The sequence below is a fragment of the Micromonospora sp. NPDC000442 genome, from assembly GCF_042898635.1.
Lineage (GTDB): Bacteria > Actinomycetota > Actinomycetes > Mycobacteriales > Micromonosporaceae > Micromonospora.
On sequence record NZ_JBIAYZ010000017.1, the window covers coordinates 44,143 to 67,281 of the forward strand.

18 protein-coding genes are annotated in these 23,139 nt (G+C 72.4%); 11 read left to right on the plus strand and 7 right to left on the minus strand.

The window, feature by feature from the left end:
* Positions 1–92: 92 nt before the first annotated feature.
* Both ACFY2A_RS23695 and ACFY2A_RS23700 read right to left on the minus strand, forming a co-directional pair.
* Positions 93–1,028, minus strand: a complete 936-nt coding sequence (locus ACFY2A_RS23695) for a hypothetical protein (RefSeq protein ID WP_387174644.1) — start codon at positions 1,026–1,028, stop codon at positions 93–95.
* 10 nt (positions 1,029–1,038) lie between these two features.
* Positions 1,039–1,635 carry a hypothetical protein gene (locus ACFY2A_RS23700; RefSeq protein WP_387174646.1) on the minus strand — a complete coding sequence of 199 codons (597 nt, stop codon included), beginning with the start codon at positions 1,633–1,635 and terminating at the stop codon, positions 1,039–1,041.
* A gap of 297 nt (positions 1,636–1,932) precedes the next feature.
* On the opposite strand from ACFY2A_RS23700, the gene ACFY2A_RS23705 reads away from it, so the two are divergent.
* From ACFY2A_RS23705 to ACFY2A_RS23735, 7 genes are all read left to right on the plus strand, one after another.
* Complete coding sequence (locus ACFY2A_RS23705) at positions 1,933–4,806, plus strand: nitrate- and nitrite sensing domain-containing protein (RefSeq protein ID WP_387174737.1); 2,874 nt, start codon at positions 1,933–1,935, stop codon at positions 4,804–4,806.
* On the plus strand, positions 4,806–5,225 hold the full coding sequence (locus tag ACFY2A_RS23710) for a roadblock/LC7 domain-containing protein (protein WP_363924597.1): 420 nt from the start codon (positions 4,806–4,808) through the stop codon (positions 5,223–5,225). Before ACFY2A_RS23705 ends, ACFY2A_RS23710 begins: the two co-directional genes overlap by 1 nt.
* Entirely contained in the window at positions 5,215–5,604 is a 390-nt protein-coding gene (locus tag ACFY2A_RS23715; RefSeq protein WP_363924598.1) for a DUF742 domain-containing protein, read from the plus strand. The genes ACFY2A_RS23710 and ACFY2A_RS23715 overlap by 11 nt, the downstream gene beginning before the upstream one ends.
* Positions 5,585–6,187 (plus strand): ATP/GTP-binding protein, encoded by a 603-nt coding sequence (locus ACFY2A_RS23720; RefSeq protein WP_387174649.1) that lies wholly within the window; start codon positions 5,585–5,587, stop codon positions 6,185–6,187. Before ACFY2A_RS23715 ends, ACFY2A_RS23720 begins: the two co-directional genes overlap by 20 nt.
* Positions 6,188–6,315: 128 nt before the next feature.
* Positions 6,316–7,350 (plus strand): lactonase family protein, encoded by a 1,035-nt coding sequence (locus ACFY2A_RS23725; RefSeq protein ID WP_387174651.1) that lies wholly within the window; start codon positions 6,316–6,318, stop codon positions 7,348–7,350.
* A 145-nt stretch (positions 7,351–7,495) separates the two neighbouring features.
* Positions 7,496–9,259 carry a substrate-binding domain-containing protein gene (locus ACFY2A_RS23730; protein WP_363924601.1) on the plus strand — a complete coding sequence of 588 codons (1,764 nt, stop codon included), beginning with the start codon at positions 7,496–7,498 and terminating at the stop codon, positions 9,257–9,259.
* Positions 9,260–9,473: 214 nt separating this feature from the next.
* The gene (locus ACFY2A_RS23735; RefSeq protein WP_387174654.1) at positions 9,474–10,958 is read left to right on the plus strand and encodes a sugar transferase; all 1,485 of its coding nucleotides are present in this window, start codon (positions 9,474–9,476) and stop codon (positions 10,956–10,958) included.
* A 12-nt stretch (positions 10,959–10,970) separates the two neighbouring features.
* Here the strand turns inward: ACFY2A_RS23735 and ACFY2A_RS23740 are convergent, their stop codons facing one another.
* Entirely contained in the window at positions 10,971–12,095 is a 1,125-nt protein-coding gene (locus ACFY2A_RS23740) for a PP2C family protein-serine/threonine phosphatase (RefSeq protein WP_363924603.1), read from the minus strand.
* A 92-nt stretch (positions 12,096–12,187) separates the two neighbouring features.
* Between ACFY2A_RS23740 and ACFY2A_RS23745 the strand changes: the two genes are divergently transcribed.
* Complete coding sequence (locus ACFY2A_RS23745) at positions 12,188–12,739, plus strand: MarR family transcriptional regulator (protein WP_363924604.1); 552 nt, start codon at positions 12,188–12,190, stop codon at positions 12,737–12,739.
* A 70-nt stretch (positions 12,740–12,809) separates the two neighbouring features.
* Here ACFY2A_RS23745 and ACFY2A_RS23750 read toward each other — a convergent pair whose 3' ends face one another.
* On the minus strand, positions 12,810–14,489 hold the full coding sequence (locus ACFY2A_RS23750) for a PP2C family protein-serine/threonine phosphatase (protein WP_387174657.1): 1,680 nt from the start codon (positions 14,487–14,489) through the stop codon (positions 12,810–12,812).
* A gap of 125 nt (positions 14,490–14,614) precedes the next feature.
* Complete coding sequence (locus ACFY2A_RS23755) at positions 14,615–15,874, minus strand: ROK family protein (protein ID WP_387174659.1); 1,260 nt, start codon at positions 15,872–15,874, stop codon at positions 14,615–14,617.
* A gap of 49 nt (positions 15,875–15,923) precedes the next feature.
* Here ACFY2A_RS23755 and xylA point away from each other — a divergent pair, with 49 nt between their 5' ends.
* From xylA to ACFY2A_RS23770, 3 genes are all read left to right on the plus strand, one after another.
* Positions 15,924–17,111, plus strand: a complete 1,188-nt coding sequence (gene xylA, locus ACFY2A_RS23760; RefSeq protein ID WP_363924607.1) for a xylose isomerase — start codon at positions 15,924–15,926, stop codon at positions 17,109–17,111.
* A 10-nt stretch (positions 17,112–17,121) separates the two neighbouring features.
* Entirely contained in the window at positions 17,122–18,579 is a 1,458-nt protein-coding gene (gene xylB / locus ACFY2A_RS23765; protein WP_387174661.1) for a xylulokinase, read from the plus strand.
* A gap of 191 nt (positions 18,580–18,770) precedes the next feature.
* The gene (locus tag ACFY2A_RS23770; protein WP_387174663.1) at positions 18,771–20,243 is read left to right on the plus strand and encodes an MFS transporter; all 1,473 of its coding nucleotides are present in this window, start codon (positions 18,771–18,773) and stop codon (positions 20,241–20,243) included.
* A gap of 42 nt (positions 20,244–20,285) precedes the next feature.
* Here the strand turns inward: ACFY2A_RS23770 and ACFY2A_RS23775 are convergent, their stop codons facing one another.
* Positions 20,286–21,929, minus strand: a complete 1,644-nt coding sequence (locus ACFY2A_RS23775) for a glycoside hydrolase family 13 protein (RefSeq protein ID WP_387174739.1) — start codon at positions 21,927–21,929, stop codon at positions 20,286–20,288.
* Positions 21,930–21,990: 61 nt separating this feature from the next.
* Positions 21,991–23,025 carry a LacI family DNA-binding transcriptional regulator gene (locus ACFY2A_RS23780; protein WP_387174665.1) on the minus strand — a complete coding sequence of 345 codons (1,035 nt, stop codon included), beginning with the start codon at positions 23,023–23,025 and terminating at the stop codon, positions 21,991–21,993.
* Positions 23,026–23,139: the final 114 nt, after the last annotated feature.

Genomic DNA, 23,139 nt, shown 5'->3' on the forward strand with positions numbered 1-23,139 from the left:
GGCCATGCCTGCCGGTGGTACGCCGAAGGCGGGTGCCCCGGATCCGGGGCACCCGCCTTCGGGGTGGGGTCGTGGTGCTGGGCTGCCGCGAATCAGCGGCCGAGTACCCGGTCGAGGAAGTCCCGGTACTCGCGTACGGCCACCCGCAGCTGCTCGGTGTCGGCGGAGCCGGCCTCCTGCCAACCGCCGAGCTTGTTGCGGTGCTCGGCCAGCGCGGCCGAGAGCGCCTCCATGGCCTCCTCCACCAGCGACTGCGCCTCGCCGGCTGCCGCCCGGGGGTCGTCCACGAAGCGCAGCTGGACGTCGCGCCAGCGGTCCCGGAAGCCCTGTGCGGTCGCGTCGTCGAAAAGCGTCGCCGCCCCGGCCGGAACCGCCGCCCCGGGGCTGGCCGTGCCCTCGCCCGAGGTCTGCGTGTCGGGGTCGACCATCGCGGGGGTGGCGCTGCCGTAACCGGCCCCGCCCGCCGCCGCCGTGTCGTCGTCCACCGTCGTCAGTCGGGTGTCGTCGTCCGTCGCCCGGTCCACGTCGACGGGGTCGTCGGTCAGGCGGTCGGCCGCCGTCCCGTCGGCGGGGGCCGAAGCCTCGACGTCGTTGTCGTCGAAGTCGTCGTCGACCTCGTCGTCGGTCCGGTCGAACTCGGCCGTCGGGTCCGCCCGCCGTCCCTCCCGCTCCCCGTCGACCGCGCCGTCACCAGGTCGGGCAGTGTCCTCCTCGCGCGGGTCGCGCTCGTCCTCGGGGCGCGGACTGGCCAGGGCGGACGCGGCGACCGCGCCACCGACCGTGGTGGCGCCGAAGGCGGTCGGCACGGGACCCGGCTCGTGGAACTCGGCCCGCTCGCTGTCGGAGCCGGGGCGGTCGTCCCAGGGGCGGCCCCGGTCGGCCTCCGACCGGTCGCGGTCCGTCGGCTCGTCGACGGTGTCGACCCCGTCGCCCGACTCCCGATCGTCCTCAGTGGCCGGCACCGCCACCGGGGAGGAATGGACGTTCTCCGGGTGGTCGTTGTTGAGCTGCTGCTCTTCCTGCCGCATGGTGATCTCCTCAGCGGTTGGTGGCGTCGTGGGCGGCGTCGGGCTGGCGCTGTTCCGGCGTCCCCGCAGCGACCGGCGGCTGCTCGCCGAGCAGATCGCTGAAGAGGGCGCGGTAGTGGACGACGGCCTGGCGGAGATCCTCGGTGCTGGCCTCGCCCCGGGAGTTGCGCAGGTGGATCTCGTGCGCGTCGCGGTAATGACTCAACGTGCGTGCGTGCTCGACGGAAAGATGGGCGATCTGGTCGTCGAACTCACCGGTGGGGTATCCGCGTTCGGCGATGAGCCGGCTGACCAGTTCGTCGGCGTGCCCGACGGTCTCGGCGGGGGAGTCGACGAAACGTACCTGAAGCTCCTCCCATGCCTCGGTGTACCGGGCACGGGATTCGGGGGTGAGCGGGACCAGTTCGAGTTCGGCGTGCCGGCGTTCCCGGTCCCGCAGCTCGCGCTCGCCGGCGCTGCGGCTGTCCTGCTCGGCGACGACGTGGTCGTACTCGGGGCCGAAACGCTGCCGGAGCGCCCGGCGGCGGCCGGCCACGACGACGGCGGCGGCGATGGCGGCGACCACCAGGATGACGAGGACGGTGACGACTATCTGCGTGGGCGACATGGCTCCTCCTTCGCCCGCAGGTATTCCCGCCACGCACTGATCGCCAATCCCGTTCCGGAGCGTTTTCCTGGCCCGACTTCTTGCCGGAGGGGCGGAACGCGACAGGTGGTTCGTCACCGGGACGTTCGGCAACGTACCGGTAGTCTCGACGGACGGTAGTGCGACCGGCGCGGATTACGTATCCTGCCCAAGGCGCCCGAGCCGGCGTCCCCGGCGGGACGACCGGGGTGCGCCCCGGTGACGGCGCTGCCCGGCTGCGCCGGAGCCCTTCCAGCCACCCTTCCGGGCGAGGTCCGATTGAACACCCGCGACTGGCCGATCCGCTCGAAGCTGACCGCGTTGGTCGTCGTGCCGGTGACCGCGCTGCTGGCACTGTGGATCTTCGCGACCACGCTCACCTTCGGGCCGGCGCTCGACCTGCTCGCCGCCCGTACTCTCCTGTACGACCTCGGCAGGCCCGGTGAGACCGTGGTGGCCGAGTTGCAACGGGAACGACGGCTCTCCGTGGTGCATCTCGCCTCGCCCCGCACCGAGTGTGGACAGCCGCCGGCCAACTGCGTGCTACCGGCCCTGGTGGAACAACGGGCCCGCACCGACGCGGCGATCGTCGAGTTGCGTCGGCGGGTCGACGGGGAGCAGTTGCGGGACGCCGCCGGAGAGCTGCTCGAAGCCCGGCTTGATCGGTTCATCGGCGAGCTAGACGCGCTGCCGGCCGGTCGCGGCTTCATCGATCGTCGGGATCTCGACCGCGCCGGTGCGGTCGGCCTCTACAGCGGAATAATCGCCTCCGCCTTCCAGACCTTCACCGCCCTGGCCAACCTTCCGGACCACGACCTCAACCGTGAGGCGTTGGCGCTGACCAGCCTCGGTCGCTCGCGGGAACTGCTGGGCCAGACCGACGCGCTGTTGGCCGGTGTGCTGACGGCCGGCAGGTTCGCCGAGGGTGAGCACATCCTGCTCGTGCAGGGCATCGGCAATCAGCGGTTCCTGGCCGACACCGCGGTGGCCGACCTGCCCGAGGCGGACCGGACCGCGTACCAGCGGCTGACCGAGCAGGAGGCGTTTGGTCGGCTGCGGGCGATGCAGGACGACATCGTGGCGGCGGATCCGTCGGCCCGTCCCCGGCTCGACCCGCAGGCGTGGCAGACGAGCTACGACACGGTGCAGCAGTCGCTGCGGGAATTCGAACTGTCCCAGGCGGACGGACTGGCCGACCGGTCCGTGCCGATGGCGGTACGGACCATGGTGCGGCTGGCCGCCGCCGGACTGCTCGGCCTGATCGCCGTCGTGCTCTCGCTGGTGGTGGCGGTCCGGGTCGGCCGCTCCCTCGCGCAACGGTTGACCCAGGTACGCGGCACCCTCGCCGATGCCGAACGGCGCCTGCCGGAGGTGGTGGACCGGCTGCGCAACGGGGAGCAGGTCGACCTGGCGCGGGAGGCATCGGTGGCCGACCGGGGCGCCGACGAGATCGGCCGGGTCGCGCAGGCGTTCACCGAGGTGCACAAGGTCGCCATCCGTTCGGCCATGGTCGAGGTGAGCCTGCGACGCGGCCTCAACGACGTCTTCCTGAACATCGCGCGGCGCAGCCAGGGGCTCGTGCACCGGCAGTTGGCCCTGCTCGACCGGCTGGAGCGCGACGCGGAGGACCCCGATCACCTGGCCGAACTGTTCCGCGTCGACCACCTCGCCACCCGGCTGCGTCGGCACGCGGAGGATCTGGTCATCCTCGCCGGTGCCGCACCGGGACGGGGCTGGCGTAACCCGGTCGCCATGGTGGACCTGATCCGCGGGGCGATCTCCGAGGTCGAGTCTTACGACCGGGTCGACATCACCACCGTGCAGCCCGCCGGCACGGTCGGCCGGGTGGTGGGCGACATCATCCACCTGCTGGCCGAGCTGATCGAGAACGCCACGACGTTCTCACCACCCGATTCCCGGGTCGAGGTCTCCGGCGAGCACGTGGCCCATGGCTACGCCCTCTCCGTCACCGACGAGGGTCTCGGCATGAGCGAGACGGCCATCGAGGAGGCGAACCGGAAGCTGGCCCGGTCGCCGGAGTTCGATCCCAGCGAGACCGCCCGGCTGGGGCTGTTCGTGGTGGCGCGACTGGCCGCCCGGCACGACGTCCGGGTGCGACTGCGTCGGTCGGAGGGCACCGGCCTCACCGCTGTGGTGCTCATCCCGACCGAGCTGATCACCGAGGAACCGTCGCCGTTGCCCGGCCCGGAGGCGCTGGCCGGCGACGACCGGGGTACCACGCCGGAGCAGCGGAGGTTGGTCCGGGCGACGCGGCTGACCACGGTGCCCCGGCCCCGGACCCGCACCGTCGAACGCGGCACGGCGGTATCGTCCGACGGCCCGGCCTCCGGCGCTCCGACGTCCGGCTCGGGTGTCCGAGCTCCGGGCGGACGCTCGACGGTCGGGCCGGCGGAGGCCGACGGCCTGCCCCGTCGGATCCGTCGCCGCGATCCCGCCACCGCCACACCCACCGCCGACTCATCGGGCCCGCCGCCAGTGCCGGACACCGAGGCTGCCACCGTCGTCCGGTCCGGTACCGAGGTGGCTCCCGCTGGCCCGCCCACCGCCCGGACCGGGACGGAACCCCAGCGGGCACCGGCGCGGCCACCCGGGGCCGATTCACCCGGACCTGGGGCCGAGGCATCGGCCGGACCGGTCGCCGCCCACCCACGCAACGGTGGCCGCGGGCTGGACGCGCCCACCGTTCAACTGCCGGCGATGACCGCGCCGCCCACGCGGACGGCCGCGATCGACGGTCCGACCGTCCGACAACCGCTGGTGACGTCCCGGACGACGGCCCGGCCGCACCGTGATCCGACACCCCGAAGCCCGGAGGAGGCACGTCGGGTCATGTCGGCGCTACAGGCGGGCACCGCGCGGGGCCGGCGTGACGCCGCTCGCACCTCGAACCCGGAACCGGGTGGATCCCCACCCGAGAACGCGACCGACCAGGCCGTGCCGACCCCGGCGGAACCGAACCACCAGGTCGGCGCGGCTGCCGTGCGCCCGACCGACCAGGCCGGGTCATCGGTGGAGGTTCCCGACCGGACCGGGGCAGGCCCGGTGGACCAAGACCGGACCACCGTACCGCCCGGCTCCCCGCCGGGCACCGCACCGGTGGATTCCCCGACCGCGACTGAGAGGGACGCCTGATGCAATCGACGAGGCAGAACGCAGATCTCGACTGGTTGCTGGACGATCTGCTGGAGCGGGTACCGACCGCGCGGCACGCCGTGGTGCTGTCGGCGGACGGGCTCCTGTTGGGCTCCTCCGCCGGCATGGACGCCGCCGATGCCGAGCACCTCTGCGCGCTGGCGTCCGGCCTGTCCAGTCTCGCCCGGGGCGCGAGCCGGCACCTCACCGGTGGACCGGTCCGGCAGACCGTGGTGGAGATGGAGTCCGCGTACCTCTTCGTCACCGCGGCGGGGCAGGGCGCGTGCCTGGCGGTCGCCAGCGACGCCGACGCGGACATCGGTCTGGTGGCGTACGAGATGGCGATGCTGGTGACCCGGGTGGGCGAGAACCTGCAAGCGCCGGCCCGAGCGTCGGCGGGTGCCACCGATGCGGACTGACTTACCCGAGCATCGACACGAGTGGCTCGACGACGATGCCGGGCCGGTGGTGCGGCCGTACACCCTCACCGGGGGGCGCGTCCGTGCCAGCACGGACGGATTCGACCTGGTCGCGTACGTGTTGGCGAAGCCGGACCCGGACCTCGCGGCCTACCCGGAGCTGCATCCCGAGCACCGGCTGCTGGTGGAACTGGCCGGCCGCGGTACCCCGGTCGTGGAACTCGCCGCCGACCTGGACCTGGCGGTCGGCGTGGTCCGGGTGCTGCTTGGTGATCTGCTGTCCCGGGGACTGGTCGCCGTGCACCAGCCGCCGCGCGCCACGTACCTACCCGACAACGACATCCTCAAGGCGGTGGTCGATGGACTCCGTGCGTTATGACGGCGAGCAGCGGGGGCATCGGGTTCCCATCGCGCTGAAGATCCTCATCGCGGGTGGCTTCGGTGCCGGCAAGACAACGCTTGTGAGCGCGTTGAGTGAGGTCCGGCCGTTGCAGACCGAGGAGATCCTGACGGGTGCGGGCGTCGACACCGACGACCTCTCCGGGGTGGAGACCAAGTCGACCACCACGGTGGCGATGGACTTCGGACGGATCACCATCAACGAAGACCTTCAGCTGTATCTCTTCGGTACGCCGGGACAGGACCGGTTCTGGTTTCTCTGGGACGAGCTGGCGTTCGGTGCGCTCGGTGCGGTGGTGCTCGCCGACACCCGACGGCTGGCCGACTGCTTTCCCTCGATCGACTACTTCGAGCAGCGGGGCATTCCGTTCGTGGTGGGGGTGAACTGCTTCGACGACTCAAGGCGGTTCAGCCTGGAGGCCGTGCGTAGGGCCCTCGATCTGGACCCGGACGTGCCGATGGTGCTCTGCGACGCCCGGGACCGGCAGTCCGGCAAGACCGTGTTGATCTCCCTGGTCGAGCACGTCGCCCGGCATCGGGGCGAGCCGGTGCCGACGGCCTGAGTTGACCGGCCGGGTGGCGGTCGGCGTGGCAACGGGCGGGTGGGTCGCGGTGGGGAGGTCTAATCCGCCGGTGTCGGGGGAAGGCTTCTGAGGTGGGTTCGACGGAAACGAGCGGAGGGCGGCAACCGGTGGCAGGTCGGGGCGAGATCGTTCACATCGGCGGGTACACCGCGCCCAGCGGAGGGCGTGGCACCGGCATCGTCGCCGCCCGGCGGGAGCCGCGCACGGGCGAGCTGACGTCGCTGGGCACCGTCGCGGTCACCGCGTCGCCCTCCTTCCTCGCCCGCCACCCGGCGCGGCCCGTGCTGTACGCGGTCAACGAGCTGCCCGACGGCCAGGTCAGCGCGTGGCAGGTCGGGCCCGACGGTGACCTGTCGCCCCTCGGCTCGTGGCCCACCGGCGGTGCGGAGCCGTGCCACCTGGCGGTCGCGCCCGAGGGCGGGCACCTGTTCGTGGCCAACTACGGTGGCGGCAGCCTGACGGTCTTCCCGCTCGACGCCGACGGAGTGCCGGGCGAGCGCACTGACGTGGTGGAGCACCAGGGGCACGGGGCCGACCCCGACCGCCAGGAGCGTGCGCACGCTCACATGGTCTCGCCGGGCACGGGCGGGTCGCCGTTGCTGGCGGTCGACCTGGGCACCGACTCGATCTACCGGTACGACCTTGACGGCGCCACCGGGCGTCTGGTGCCACGAGCGCCCCGGGTGCGAACCGCGGCCGGGGTGGGCCCCCGGCACCTGGCGCGGCACCCCGACGGGCGGCGTTGCTACGTCTCAGGTGAGCTGGACGGTTCGGTGCTGGCCTACGACCTGATCGACGGGGCGCTGCACCAGCGGGGCCGGGTCGACGCCAGCGACCGGGGCGGGCATGTGCAGCCGTCCGAGATCGGAATCGGTCCCGACGGCCGTTTTCTCTACGTCGCCAACCGGGGCGTCGGCACGGTGACCGTCTTCGCCCTCGGTGCGGGCCTGCCGGAACTCGTGGCGGAGGTGGAGACCGGCGGCGAGTGGCCCCGTCACTTCGCGCTCATCGGGGAACACCTCTACGTAGCCGACGAACGGGCGGACATGGTGCGCACTTTCCGGGTCGACCCGGCGACGGGTGTGCCGGTGGCGGTCGGCGAGCCGTTGCCGATTGCGAGCCCAACTTGCGTTCTGCCCTGATCGTGGGCCTGGGGCATAGATACATCCACATTGCGGCGCTGACTCATCACTCAAAGTTACGGAATCGGGGTAAACTGTTTCTCCTCTGTAACTTTCGTCCGAACGGCCATGGCAGTACAACGGTCGGATACGCAAGATGGTCTGCGTGTCAGCAGGCCGCCATCGCATGCGTTCAAGTATTCACGGTGCCGCCGCCGCAGCAGCGGTCGGCGTACTCGTCGTCACCGCTGGTGGGTGGGTGGGGTATCGCCAACTCGCCGGTCAGGACTGCTCGGGCAAGATCGAGCTGTCCGTCGCGGTGGCGAGCGAGCTCGCCCCGGCGGTCGACGAGGCGGCCACCGAGTGGGAGGAGAAGGGGGCCGCAGTCGATGGAACGTGCATCGATGTGACGGTCGCTGCCTCCGACCCGGTCGAGGTGGCCGCGGTGGTGTCCGCCAAGCACGGCGCGATCCTGGCCGGGGTGGGCCAGGCCAGTGGCACCGCGGTGAGCCCGGATGTCTGGATCCCGGACTCCTCGACCTGGCTGCTCCGACTCAAGACCGGCGGCGCGGCGGCCTTCGAGCCCGGCAACGGCTCGTCCATCGCGAGCAGCCCGGTGGTGGTCGCCATGCCGGAGCCGATCGCCACCCGGTTGGGCTGGCCGCAGCAGGAACTCGGCTGGACCGACCTGCTGACGCGCCTCAACAGTGACCGGCCGCTGAAAACCGGCATCGTGGAGCCGACCCGCGACGCCGCCGGGCTGTCCGGCCTGTTGTCGATGATGACCGCCGCGGCATCGACCGGTGGCGAGACCGCCGAGCAGGAGCGCGTCGGCGCGTTGCGCGCGTTGGCCTCGGGTGCCTCGGCGCTGCGCCAGGATCTGCTCGCCAAGTTCCCGACGGCCACCGACGCCACCACCCTGGCCAGCGCCCTCGGTGCGGCGGCGCTGTCCGAGGAGGACGTCATCCAGTACAACGCCCGGAAGCCTCCGGTGCCGTTGGCTGCGCTCTACCTGAAGCCGGCGCCGCTGCCGCTGGACTACCCGTACGCGGTGCTGCCCGGGATCGAGCCGGCCAAGGCGTCCGCCGCCGGGGTGCTGTTCGAGGCGCTGACCACGGCGTCGTTCAAGGACAAGCTGGCCGCGCAGTCGCTGCGCGCGCCGGACGGCAACTGGGGCGCCGGTTTCAACGCGCCGCAGGGCGCGCCGAGCCCGGCCGGCGGGGACGCCTCCGTCGCACCTCCGGCGCAGGGCGGCGTCGCCGCCGGTGGGCTGGCGCCGGACGCCGTGGAGCGGGCGGTCTCCAGCTGGTCCATCGCCACGCTGTCCGGCCGGATGCTCTGCGTCATCGACGTCTCCGGCTCGATGAAGGCCGAGGTGCCGACCGCAAACGGGGCGACCCGACAGCAGGTCACCACGGAGGCGGCCCGGCGAGGGCTGAACCTGTTCGACGACTCCTGGTCGATCGGTCTGTGGGTCTTCTCGACCAACCTGGTGGGCTCGCGGGACTACCGGGAGCTGGTGCCGATCGCGCCGCTGTCGCGGCAGCGCAGCGAGTTGGAGCGGGGCCTGGACCGGGTGGTCTCGTCGAGCGGCGACACCGGGTTGTACGACACGCTGCTGGCCGCGTACAAGGACGTCCAGGCGAACTGGGAGCCGGGCAAGGTCAACTCGATCGTGCTGTTCACCGACGGCAAGAACGAGGACGCGAACGGCATCTCCCAGAAGGCCCTGCTCGCCGAGCTGAAGCGGATCAAGGACCCGGAGCAGCCGATCCAGGTGATCATCATCGGCATCGGCACCGAGGTCAGCAAGTCGGAGTTGGACACCATCGCGAAGAGCGCCGGTGGCGGTGCGTTCGTCGCCACCGACCCCACCAAGATCGGCGACATCTTCCTCCGGGCGATCGCGCTGCGGAAGGCACCCGCCTGACCTGAGACACCACGAAAAGGGGCCTGTGGTACCGGTTTCGCCGGTACCACAGGCCCCTTTCTCGTTGTCCTACGCCTTGGAAACTGACGGCAATACGTCGGAAGCAATTGGTAGTCATGGTTGTCGGGGCAGGATGTCGTCGTGCATCGGCAGACCCGGCCCATCCGGCCGGGCCCGTGCCGTCGGCGAGCGAAGTGGGGAAGTGGGAGGGCTGGTGACCTCGGCGACGCTGTTGACCCCAGTCAGATCGTCATCGCGACCGCACGACCCACCGCCACCGGGGCGACCGGTGCGCACCGACCAGCGGGCGTACGTCCGGACCCTGGTCGTGCTGGACGCCGCCGTGCTGGCGGTGGCGGTGCTGGTCGGCTACGCCGTCCGGTTCGGTGAGGCCGCGCCCCGCGGCCCGGTGCCGTACGTCCTGGTCGCGCCGGCGCTCGTCCTGGCCTGGTTGGTCTCGCTGAAGGCGCTGCGCTGCTACGACGACCGGGTGGTGGGCTACGGCGCGGACGAGTACCGACGGGTGAGCATGGCGAGTCTGCGGCTGGCCGGCGCCACCGCGATCGCTGGCTACGTCGCCGACGTCGGTGTCTCCCGAGGATTCCTGGCCATCACCTTCGCGGTGGGCACGATCGGTCTGGAGGTGGCCCGGTTCGCTGCCCGTAAGCGTCTGCACCGCGCCCGGTCGCAGGGAGCAGGCTGGTCACGGCAGGTGCTGGTGGTCGGTGACACCGCCCATGTGCTGGAGTTGGTGCACACCCTGCGCCGTGAGCCGTACGCCGGCTACCAGGTCGTCGGTGCCTGCATTCCGGACGCCCTGCTCGCCCCGGTCGCCCAGCGGCTCGGCGACGTGCCGGTCGTCGGCTCGTTCCGGGCCATCCCGGAGGCCGCCGCCGCGATCGGTGCGGACACGGTCGCCGTCACCGCCTGCGGCGAGCTCACCGCCACCCGGCTGCGTCGGCTCGGCTGGCAACTGGAGGGCACCGGCATCGACCTGGTGCTGGCTCCGGCGCTTACCGACGTGGCCGGCCCGCGCATCCACACCCGGCCCGTCGCCGGCCTGCCGCTGATCCACGTGGAGGCCCCCGAGTTTCGCGGCGTCCGCAAACTGGTCAAGGGGTTCGTCGACCGGTCGATGTCGCTGATCGCGCTGGCCCTGTTGCTACCCCTGCTGGCGGCCATCGCGTTGGCCGTGAAGCTGGACAGCCGGGGCCCGGTGCTGTTCCGGCAGACCCGGGTCGGGCAGGGTGGCCAGGAGTTCGGAGTCTTCAAGTTCCGCACCATGGTGGTCAACGCGGACGTGCTGCTGGCGGAGTTGGCCGCCCGCAACGAGACCGACGGCCTGCTGTTCAAGATGCGGGACGACCCCCGGGTGACCCGGGTCGGCCGACTGTTGCGCAAATGGTCGCTGGACGAGCTGCCGCAACTGGTAAACGTCCTGCTGGGGCAGATGAGCCTGGTCGGCCCCCGGCCGCCGCTGCCCTCCGAGGTCGCCCGCTACGACGGAGACGTCGCCCGCCGGCTGCTGGTCAAACCGGGAATGACCGGGCTCTGGCAGGTCAGCGGACGGTCCGATCTGAGCTGGGAGGACGGCATCCGGCTCGATCTCTACTACGTGGAGAACTGGTCACTGGCCGCCGACCTGACGATCCTGTGGAAGACCGTCGGCGCGGTGGTCAACAGCCGCGGCGCCTACTGACTCGGGAGGGGTTCACGGCTGCGGGCCGAGCCAGTCCAGGCAGACCACGACGGCGTCGTCGGTGAGATCACCGGCGACGAACGCCCGTAGGTCGCCGAGGAGGGAGCGGACCGCGTCCAGCGATGACATCGGTGTGGTGCGGCGCAACATCCGGTCCAGCGCCGTCTGGCCGTACCGCTCGGCGCCCCCGGTCGCCTCGATCACCCCATCGCTGATCATGAACAGTCGGTCGCCGCGCTGGAGCTGGACGAACTGCTCACGGTAGTTGGTCCCCTCGAACATGCCGAGCGGGAACTGCTCCTCCAGCGGCTGGATGCTGACCTCGCCGTCGCGCAGCAGGACGAGCCGGGGCGAGCCGGCGTCGACGGCGGTGAGCAGCCCGGTGCGCAGGTCCAGTTGGAGCAGCAGGGTCGCGACGTACTGCTCACCCCGGTGCAGGTCGAATATTGCCTGGTCGGCCAGGGCGGCCTGGTCGGCCAGGGAAATGCCGGCCCGGCGGGCGTTGCGCAACGCGCAGGTGGCGAGGGTGGTGAGCATCGACGCGACGACCCCCTCGCCCATTCCATTGATCGTGGCCAGCCAGACCCGCTCACCATCGTCGGACCAGTCGAAGCTGTCGCCGCGCACCGCGTACGCCGGCTCCAGCTGACCGGCGAGGCTGAAGGAGGGACGGAGCCGGCTGCGTCCCGGCAGCAGCTCCCACTGCACCTCGGCGGCGAGGGTGAGGCGGCGACTGCGGCGAGCCACGCGGTACACGTCCGTGCCGGCGTCGACAGCGGCCAGTTCGTGGGCCAGCGCGGTGGCGACCTCCGCCAGCTCGGCCAGTAGGACGTCGGTGACCGGCGTCACCCGGAGTACGCCCCGCCGTTCCCCACGCATGCTCACCGGCAGGTACCCGACGCCGTCGGCGTGGGTCGGGCTCTGGTGGTCGAAGCAGCGCCACGCCGGGTGTCCGGGCGTCGTCACCGCCTCGCCACCGCCCAGCGGCAGCAGCGCCGCGAGCCGGTAGTCGACCTGGAAGAGCTCCGTACCGGTGATGCCGTACTCCTGCTCGAACAGCTCCCCGACGCGCGTCACGAGGAGGTCCACGGGGGCGGCGGTGATGGCCGCGCGGCCCTTGTCGACCGGCTCGGTCATGGTCTCTCCTTGATCACAAGCCCAACCGCCGACGGAATCGGGGTACGCTCAGGCGCACCATGGCGGAACTGCATGGTCCACCGGGACCCGAGATGAGTATGGCTGCCGAGCTGGATACCGCGGCAGGTGCCCTGCTGACGGTCTGGGACGGTGCGCGGGAGCGGGCAGCCAACCGTATCTCCACCGCCCAGCTTCGCGCCGTCATGCTCGTCGAACGGCAGGACGGGATCAACCTGCGCCGCCTCGCCGCCGGACTGGACATGCTGCTCTCCTCGGCCAGCCGACTCTGCGACCGGCTGGTGGCCGCCGGGATGCTAGAGCGGGAGCCGGGGCGTGCCGACCGGCGGGAGATCTCGCTGCATCTGACCGCGGAGGCCCGCCGGTTGCTGGCCGAGCTGCGCGACGACCGCCGGCAGCAGCTGGCGGCGATCCTGGCCGACATGACCCCCGAGGCCCGGGAGGCGCTGCTGCGCGGGCTGCGCGCCTTCGACGAGGCCGCCCGCGCGCGGGTGGTGCGTCCGGTGTCGCCGCTCGTGCCGCAGGCCGAGGAACCACGTGTGGAACAGGTGGAGGGCCGGGATACCGTCGAGGCGGCGTCGCGTGGCTGGGCGGCGGGGGACGCCTCCGTCTTCCGGACGGCCTGACGACCGCACCGGATCGGGCACCGTCGGTGCGCCGCCGTCAGTGGTGCCGCTCAGCCGGATGACCGTCGGATCAGTTCCCGGCCGGGCCGATCGCCAGCATCGCGATGTCGTCGTGGCGGTGCCCGGCACACCACGTGTCGACCTCTTGGAGTACGCGGTCGACGACGGTCGCCGGGGGCAGCCCGACGCCGGCCGCGAGCGTCCGGCGTAGCCGCTGTTCGCCGAAGATCTCTGTGCCGCGCGGACCGCCCCGGGCCTCGGCGACCCCGTCGGTACGAGTGAACAGCAGCTCGCCAGGACTCAGCCGAACGTCGACGGTGGCGAACCGGGCGCCGGGCAGCGCACCGACCGGCATTCCGCCCACCCGGATCGCGGTCACCGTGCCGTCGGCGCGGATCACGAGGGGTGCCGGATGTCCGCCACCGGCGATCCGCACCCGCAGCCCACCCTCGGGTCCGACGCGCACGGTGCCCAGCAGCAGGGTGGTGAACTGGCCGCGTCGGGTCGCGTCCGGAGTGTCGAGCAGCGCCCGGTCGAGCAGCCGGAGCAGTTCCCGCGGCTGCTGCTCGACCAGACGTAGGGTCTGCAACGATTGGCGTACCCGGCCGGTGAGCACGGCCGCACCGACGCCCTTGCCGCAGACGTCCCCGACGGCGAACAGAGCGCCGTCTCCGGTCGGCAGGACATCGTAGAAGTCGCCACCGATGCGCAGGCCGTCCCCGGCCGCGCGGTAGCCGCCGGCCATGCGCATCCCGGCCACCTTGGGCAGCCTCGGCGGCAGCAGGCTGTCCTGGAGCACCCGGGCGAGGTGGCTCTGTTCGTCGTGTAGCTGCGCGGTAGCCAGAGCGGCGCCGGCCCGGGCGGCGAGCTCCCGGACCAGCTCGACGTCGCGGCGGTCGAAGCCGGCCCGCTGGGATCGGCGCAGCAGCACCAGGGCGCCGGCCGTCCGACCGGCTCCGGGCATCGGGCCGACCAGCAGGGTCGCGGGCGGGTCGAAGCCCGCTGGGAGCAACGGGGCGAGCCTTTCCCGCCCGGTGGCCGGCCAGTGGCGCGGATCGGTGGTCTCGCCGTCGAGGGCCTCGACGAGGCCGGGTACGGCAGCGACCACGTCCCAGTCGACCGTGCCGGTGACCGGTGCGGTGTCGTCGGCGGCGTACCGGACCCAGTGCGGCCGGTACTCGGTCGGCGTCGGTGGCAGGTGCACCACCAGGGCCAGATCGGCCAGGTAGGGCACGGCCAGGGTGGCAACGGCGCGCAGCGCCTGGTCACGTTCCAGTGCCAGGCCGAGCCGACGGCCGGCGCGGGCCAGGAAACGGGTACGCCGACGCTCGGCCAGCAGTTCCGCCACGCGACCGTGCTCGTCGGTGACGTCCCGCACGTACCAGGCGGACCGGTTGCCCCCCAGAGCGCGGCGGACTCCCCGCAACCGCCGACCGCGGTGTTCACCCTCGAAGTCATCCGCACCGGTGGCGCTTGCGGCCGCCAGCGCCGGCAGCGGACAACCGGCCAGATCGGTTCCGACGACGATGTCCGGCAGCAACTGCCCGGCCATCGTGTTGACCAGCACCACCAGCCCGGCGTCGTCGCTGGTCAGCACCGCCTCGTCGAGCCCGTCGAGCAGCTCACGGGCGAGACCGGAGTCCACGGGAGGCGTGGTGTGCGGTACCTCGGTGGCGGCGCGGCCCGGCCGCTCGTCGTCGGCCCACTCGCCGGCCGCACCGGCGAAGGCGCCCGGTCGGGTGCTGGTCACCGGCGGACACCGGGCGCCGGGCGCTGTCGACCAGTACGCATGCCGGCGGTGCACTCCTCGGGGTCACGGTTGGTTGCCTGGGAGCAAGCGTACCGAGCTGTTCCTGGGCACTCCTGTCGAGAGCATCAGAGCCGGGCCAACCAACCGCCTGGGCGGGCGATGATCCGGCGTACCACCGAACCGGCCGCCCCCACCGCGGCGGCCGTGGCACCGAGGGTGGCCGGCCGGACGGTGACCGGCGACCAGGCTGCGGTGAGCACCCGGCGCTCGATCTCGGCGAGTACGGGTGGCCGGAGCCAGCCGGTGAGCGGGGCGTAGCCGCCCCCGAGCACCACCGTGTCGAGGTCCAGCAGGTTGACCACGCTCGCCACGGTTACCCCGATCGCCGCACCGGCCTCGGCCAGGGCGCGCAGCACGGCAGGGTGCTCGGCGGTGGCGAGCTGGGTCAGCCGGGTCGACGCCCGGTCGGCCGGCAGGTCCGCTCCGGCCAGGCCGGCGGCCGAGAGGATCGCCTCCTGCCCGGCGTAGAGCTCCAGGCATCCACGGCCGCCGCACCGGCAGGGCGGCCCGTCCGGGCGGACCGGAATGTGACCGATCTCGCCGCTCCAACCACGGGTACCCCGGAACAGCGCGCCGTCCAGGACGATGCCCGCGCCGATGCCGACCTCGCCGGAGATGTGCAGGAAGCTGCCCGGCGCGGCACCGGCGTGCAGTTCGCCCAACGCGGCGAGGTTCGCCTCGTTGTCCACCACCAGGGGTGGCACCCCGTCGACTGTCTCGGTCAGCGGGGGACGATCGGCCAGCAGCTCCGGCACGGGCACGTCCCGCCAGCCCAGGTTCGGCGCCAGGCGGACCCGACCGGCGTCGTCGACCAGACCGGGCACCCCCAGGGCCGCACCGGCCAGAGTCAGGCCCTGGGCGTCGGCGTCGGCCCGGGCCCGGCCGGCCAGTTCGGCGAGCCGACCGAGCGCGTCGACCGGGGAAACTGGTCGCAGGTCGACCCGATGCACCGTGTGGTGCCGAACTTCACCGGCGAGGTCGACGACGCACGCGGCCAGGTAGTCGACGTTGATCTCCAGCCCCAGGCCGGCCGGACCGTCGCCGGCCAGCATCAGACCACGCGCCGGACGACCGGCACCGGCCCTGGGCGTCGGGTCCGCTTCGGTGACGAGCCGGCCGGCCACGAGATCCTCCACCACCGCCGAGACGGTCGCCCGGGTGAGGCCGGTGTCAGCGGCCAGCGCGGCCCGCGACGGGGGGCGACGGGCTGCGGCGATACGGCCGAGCACCAGGGCGAGATTCAGCTCACGCAGGCTGCCCTGCCGCACCGCGCCGGCCGGGGCTGCGGGTGGCTTCACCCCTTGACACTGCCACACCACAGTCATTTAATTCAACCACTGAACAAATAGCGGATGACACGACCGGAGGTCTGCCATGGCACCCCGTCCCACCCCTGCCGACAAGTTCTCCTTCGGGCTCTGGACGGTCGGCTGGCAGGGCCGAGACCCGTTCGGCCACGCCACCCGAGACGCGCTGGACCCGGTGGAGTCGGTGCACCGACTCGCCGAACTGGGCGCGTACGGCGTCACCTTCCACGACGACGACCTGGTGCCGTTCGGCGCGGACGCCGCCACCCGGGACGCCCAGATCGCCCGGTTCCGCAAGGCGCTCGACGAGACCGGCCTGGTGGTGCCGATGGTCACCACCGACCTGTTCCAGCAGCCGATCTTCAAGGACGGCGGCTTCACCAGCAACGACCGCGACGTCCGGCGGTACGCGCTGCGCAAGGTGCTGCGCAACATCGACCTCGCCGCCGAGCTGGGCGCGAAGACCTTCGTCATGTGGGGCGGCCGGGAAGGCGGCGAGTACGACGTCGCCAAGGACGTCCAGGCCGCGCTGGAGCGCTACCGCGAGGCGGTCGACCTGCTCTGCCAGTACGTCATCGACCGCGGCTACGACCTGCGCTTCGCGTTGGAGCCGAAGCCGAACGAGCCGCGCGGTGACATCCTGCTGCCCACCGTCGGGCACGCCCTGGCGTTCATCTCCACCCTCGCCCACCCGGAGCGGGTCGGGCTGAACCCGGAGGTCGGCCACGAGCAGATGGCCGGGCTGAACTTCGTCCACGGCATCGCCCAGGCGCTCTGGCAGGGCAAGCTGTTCCACATCGACCTCAACGGTCAGCGTGGCGTCAAGTACGACCAGGACCTGGTCTTCGGGCACGGCGACCTGCTCAACGCGTTTGCCCTGGTCGACCTGCTGGAGAACGGTGGCACCGCCGGCGGCCCCGGCTACGACGGCCCCCGCCACTTCGACTACAAGCCCTCCCGCACCGAGGACATCGCCGGGGTCTGGGCCTCGGCAGCCGCGAACATGAGCACCTACCTGCTGCTCAAGGAGCGGGTGGCGGCGTTCCGGGCCGACCCGGAGGTGGCCGAGGCGCTCGCCGCGAGCAAGGTCGCCGAACTGGGCGTGCCAACCCTCGGCGACGGCGAGGGCTACGCCGAGCTGCTCGCCGACACCAGCGCGTTCGAGGAGTTCGACGTCGACGCGGTGGCCGCCAAGGGCTTCGGCTTCGTCCGGTTGAACCAGCTCGCCGTCGAGCACCTGCTCGGCGCGCGCTGAGGCGGTCGACATGCCGCTCGTCGCCGGGGTGGACTCCTCCACCCAGTCCTGCAAGGTGGTCGTCCGGGACGCGGAGACCGGTGCCCTGGTCCGGCAGGGCCGGGCACCGCACCCGGACGGCACCGAGGTCGACCCCTCAGCCTGGTGGTCGGCCCTCCAGACGGCGATCGACGCCGCCGGTGGGCTGACCGACGTCGCCGCGGTCTCCGTGGCGGGCCAGCAGCACGGCATGGTCTGCCTCGACGAGGCCGGGGAGGTGGTCCGGCCGGCGCTGCTGTGGAACGACACCCGGTCCGCCGGTGCGGCGGCCGAGCTGATCCAGGAGGCGGGCGAGGGGCAGGCCGGGCGCCGGTTCTGGGCCGACGCGGTGGGCAGCGTGCCGGTGGCCAGCTTCACCGTCACCAAGCTGCGCTGGCTGGCCCGCAACGAGCCGGCGAACGCCGACCGGGTGGCGGCGGTCTGCCTGCCGCACGACTGGCTGACCTGGCGGCTGGCCGGCGCTCCCGGGCTGGACGCGCTGCGCACCGACCGCAGCGACGCCAGCGGCACCGGCTACTGGTCCCCGGCCACCGGCGAGTACCGGCCGGACCTGCTGGAGCGGGCGCTCGGTCGGGCGGTGCGGGTGCCGACGGTGCTCGGCCCGGCCGAGGCCGCTGGCCGGTTGGCTCCGGCGGCGCTGTCCGGTGCCGGGGCCGCTGCGGACTCCGGCGGGGCGCTGCTCGGGCCCGGCGCGGGCGACAACGCCGCCGCCGGCTTCGGCGTCGGTGCGCGCCCCGGCGACGTGGTGGTGTCGATCGGTACCTCGGGCACGGTCTTCAGCGTCGCGGACACCCCGGCGGCCGACCCGAGCGGTATCGTCGCCGGCTTCGCCGATGTGACCGGCCGGTTCCTGCCGCTGGTCTGCACGCTGAACGCGGCCCGGGTGCTGGACGCCGCCGCGGCGATGCTGCGGGTGGGTCTGGACGAGTTGGCCGACCTGGCGCTGTCCGCGCCACCCGGCGCGGACGGGCTGGTCATGGTGCCGTACCTGGAGGGTGAGCGCACTCCGAACCGGCCGGACGCCACCGGGGCGGTGCACGGGCTGACCCTGCGCACCTCGACCCCGGCGCACCTGGCCCGGGCCGCCGTGGAGGGCATGCTCTGCGCCCTCGCCGACGGTCTCGACGCGCTCGCCGCCCACGGCGCGACCGTACGCCGGGTGATCCTGGTCGGCGGCGGTGCCCGCTCGGCGGCGGTGCGTCGCATCGCGGCGCAGGTCTTCGGCTGCCCGGTGGTCGTCCCACCGCCCGGTGAGTACGTCGCCGACGGTGCCGCCCGGCAGGCCGCGTGGTCGGCTCTGGGCACGGGGGAGCCGCCGTCCTGGACACCGTCCGGCACTGAGGAGTACGCCGCCGAACCGGTGCCCGGCATCCGGGAGCGCTACGCGCAGGCCCGGGAACGCCATCTGGACCGGTTGTTCCGGAGCTGACCACGCGCGCTCCCGGATCGGGTGGCCCGTCGTCGGGCGGATGCCACCCGATCCGGGAGCGAGCACGAATCCAGCACGGCCGCGGCTCGGATCTCCGCGCGGTTCGGGCTTCCGCGCGGCTCGGAGTGGTGGCCGGGCCGCGGGCGTGACCCGGTGACCGGCTCGTTATCCCGCCCTGGTTGGCTGCCCACATGACCTTGACCACGGGCCGGCCCAGGCCGGTGTGGGGCGGCGGCGCGACCCACCGGTACTACAGCGTCGTGGTCTTCGTGCTGCTCGCCTCGCTGGACAACGTGGCGATCGGCCTGGTGCCGCCGCTGTACGGCGCGATCGCCGAGTCCTTCGACGTGCCGCAACGGATGCTGGGCCTGGTCACCGCGATCAGTTTCCTGGTCAGCGCGGTGGCGGCGGTCGGTTGGGCGTACTTCGGCGACCGCAGCAACCGCAAGCCGTTGCTGATGATCGGCACGTTGATCTGGGCGGCCGGCACCGGCGGCAGCGGGCTGGCCGGGAACTACCCCACCTTCCTCGCCGCGCAACTGCTCGCCGCGGTGGGCCTCGGCGCGGTCGGGTCGGTCGGCTTCTCGGTGGTCACCGATCTCATCACGCCTCGCCGTCGGGGCCTGGTGATGAGCTTCTGGGGGTTGTCCCAGGGCGTCGGCACCCTGGCCGGCACCCTCGTCGGTGGGCTGCTCGGCGCGGTGGACTGGCGTCGGCCGTTCCTGGTGCTCACCGTGGTCGGTCTGGTCGCCACGGCGGCCTACCTGTTCACGTACGACATCCGGCGCGGCCAGAGCGAGCCGGCCCTGGCCGGTGCGCTCGCCACCGGCGGCGACTACGACTACCGGATCAGCCGGGCCGACCTGCCCGTCATCCTGGGCCGGCGGACCAACCGTTGGCTGATCCTCCAGGGACTCACCGCGCAGGCCGCCTTCGGTTCGCTGGTCTGGCTGCCGGTGCTCTTCCGAGAGCGGGCCGAGGACCAGGGATACACCGCGGCGACCGCCATCGTGGTGGGCAGCGTCTTCGCCACGCTGTTCCAACTCGGCGGGGTGTTCTCCATCGTCGGTGGGCTGATCGGCGACGCGCTGCAACGGCGTACGCCCTCCGGCCGGGCGATGGTCGCCTCCGTCGGCATCTTCGCCGCGCTTCCGTTCTATCTGGTGCTGTTCTTCGTGCCGATGCGCATCGACGTGCCCGACGGAGCCGGCACCGGCGCGGTGGTCGGTGCGGTGCTGGGCAGCGTGGTCAGCGAGCCGACGGTCGGGCTGAGCCTGCTCGCCGCCCTGCTGGCCCTGGCGCTGACCTCGGCGAACTCGCCCAACTGGTTCGCGCTGATCGCCGACGTGAACCCGCCGGAGCATCGGGGCACCGTCTACAGCCTCGGCAACCTGGTCAACGGGGTGGGGCGGGCGGCCGGCAACGGCCTGGTCGGGGTGGTCTTCAACGGGCTGCGGCTGGCCTTCCCGCCGCCGCTGAACTACGCCGTCGGGCTGGCTGTCTTCCAGCTCTTCTTCATCCCCACCGGCATCATGTACTGGCTCGCCGCCCGCACTTCACCCAAGGACATCACCGACCTCCGCGACCTACTCCACACCCGTGCCGCGGAACCGTCCCCAGACCCCCCGCCCGCTCAATCGAGGGACATGGATGCTGGTCGGTGACCGCCCTCATCGGGGCGGTCACCGACCAGGATTCGCCTTCCCTTACACCTTGACCCAGGCGGTGACGTCGGTGGGCAGCGAACCGTCCTCGTTCAGCGGGGCGCTGCTGTGCACCACCTCGCCCTCGGACACCTGGGCGGCGGCGGGACCGAAGTTGGTGGACACCACCAGGTCGCCGTTGCGGAAGGTCAACACCTCGTCGGCGGAGGAGAGCCACTCCAGGGTGCCTCGACCGAGTCCGTACGCGCGGCGCAGCCGCAGCGCCTCCCGGTACAGCTCGTACGTCGAGCCGGGCACCCCACGCTGACGGTCCAGCGCGTACTCGGCCCAGACCGGCGGCTGCGGCAGCCAGCTCGCGTCGGTCGGTCCGAAGCCGTACGAGGGCGCGTCGGCCTCCCACGGGATCGGCACCCGGCACCCGTCGCGGCCCCGCTGGGTGTGCCCGCTGCGCTCCCAGGTCGGGTCCTGCCGGGCTTCGTCGGGCAGGGTGGTGTGCTCCGGCAACCCGAGTTCCTCACCCTGGTAGAGGTAGGCCGAGCCGGGCAGGGCCAGCATTAGCAGGGTGGCTGCCCGGGCTCGACGCAGCCCGGTGGCGGCGTCCGGCTGCTCGTCGCCCATACCGATGCCGTTCGGTCGGGGCGTACCGATCGGCAGCCCGAGCCGGGAGGCGTGCCGCACCACGTCGTGGTTGGAGAGCACCCAGGTGGTGGGCGCGCCGACCGTGTCGGTGGCCTCCAGCGATCGCGTGATCACCGCGTACTGGGCGGGGGCCGTCCACGCGGCGAGCAGGTATTCGAAGTTGAACGCCTGGTGCATCTCGTCGGGGCGTACGTAGCGGGCCAACCGCTCCGCCGGCTCCACCCAGGCCTCGGCCACCAGAATCCGTTCACCGGGGTAGCCGTCCAGCAGCCGCCGCCACTCACGGTAGACCTCGTGTACGCCGTCCTGGTCCCACATCGGCGGGCGGGGCTTGTCCGCCTCCTGCCCGGACAGGATCTCCTGCGGTTCCTGCCAGTCGGCCAGATCGGCCTGCTTGACCAGACCGTGCGCCACGTCGACCCGGAAGCCGTCCACGCCACGGTCCAACCAGAACCGCAGCACGTCGAGGAACTCGGCGCGGACGTCGGAATTGTCCCAATTCAGATCGGGCTGGGCGGTGTCGAACAGGTGCAGGTACCACTGGCCGTCCGGAACCCGCGTCCAGGCGGGGCCACCGAAGACGCTCTGCCAGTCGTTGGGCGGCTCGGCTCCGCCCGGTCCGCGACCCTCGCGGAAGATGTACCGCCCCCGCTCGGCGCTGCCGGTACCGGCGGCCAGGGCGGCCTGGAACCAGGCGTGCGCCGAGGAGGTGTGATTGGGCACCAGGTCGACGATCACCCGCAGCCCGTTGGCGTGGGCCTTCGCGATCAGGTCGTCGGCGTCGGCGAGCGTGCCGAACAGCGGCTCGACGTCCCGGTAGTCGGCCACGTCGTAGCCGGCGTCGGCCTGCGGCGACGGATAGAACGGGGAGAGCCAGACCGCGTCGACGCCCAACTCCGCCAAATGGTCGAGGCGGGCGGTGATCCCGGGCAGGTCGCCGATGCCGTCGCCACCCGAGTCGGCGAACGAGCGGGGGTAGATCTGGTAGATCACCGCCTCCGTCCACCAGCCGGTCGGTGGGGTCTGCTGCGTCGCGTCGTGGTTCAGGGCGTACTCCCATGGTCGAGCCGTCCGGGCCGGCGGGCCCTGGCGGCGTGCTGGCTGCCGTTCAGTGTGCCCGGGCGGGCGCGGTCGAATCACGCACGACCAGCCGAGTGTTCAGGATCACCGACGAATCCGGTTTGATCATGTTGGCGTCGCCCGCCCGTCCGCAGAGCGGGTCGAGCAGCAACTGCGCGGCCAACCGGCCCTGCTCCACGGCCGGCTGGGCGATTGTGCTCAGCCCCAGTACGCCGGAGAGGGCGTGGTCGTCGATGCCGATCACGCTGACGTCCTGGGGAACCCGCAGGCCGGCGTCGCGTAGCGCAGTCAGCGCACCCATCGCCATCTCGTCGCAGGCGGCGAAGATGGCCGTCGGCGGGTCGCCTCGGCGGAGAAGTTCCTCGGTGGCCCGGGTGCCGCCGGCGATGTCGAAACTGGACTCCACGTCGAGGCTCGGGTCCGGCTGCAACCCGGCCGCGCGCAACGCCTCCTGATGCCCCCGGCGCCGGTCCAGATGGGCGCTGAAGGCGAGTTCGTCGTCGGGATCACCGGAGATGTGCGCGATCCGGCGGTGCCCCAGATCCAGCAGGTGCCGGGTGGCGGTCCGCGCCGCCGCCACGTCGTCGATGCGTACGCAGGGCCAGCCCGGCACGGTGGTACCGGAGCTGATGGTGACGCCGGGCAGGTCCAGCGCCGCCAGCGCGGCCACGTCGGTGGCCCGGAGCGGAGTCGCGACCAGCATGATCGCATCCACTCGCTTGTGCAGGTGGGCGGCGTGCAGGACGCGCTGTCGGTTCTGTTCCCGCCCACCCAGGTTGTGCAGCAGCAGGTCGTATCCGGCCCGGTGGAAGAAATCCTCGGCCGCCTCGACGACCACGCCGAAGAACCATCGGGTGATCCGGGGGACCACCACTGCCACCGTGCCGGTCCGGCCGCCGGCCAGCCGTGACGCACTGGGCGACACGGCGTACTGCAATTGCTCGGCGGCGGCGAGCACCCGGCTGCGGGTCGCGGCCGACACCGTCGGCAGCCCGCGCAACGCCCGGGAGACGGTGGCCGTGGAGACGCCGGCCAGCCGGGCGACATCGTCGATCTTCGTCACGTGACACCCCGCTCACGTCCCGCGTGGTGGGGGGGCCCCGGGGGGGGGGCCCCCCCCCCCCCACCACAAAAAAAAACCCCCCCCCCCCCCCCCCCACCAAAAAACAAAAAAAAC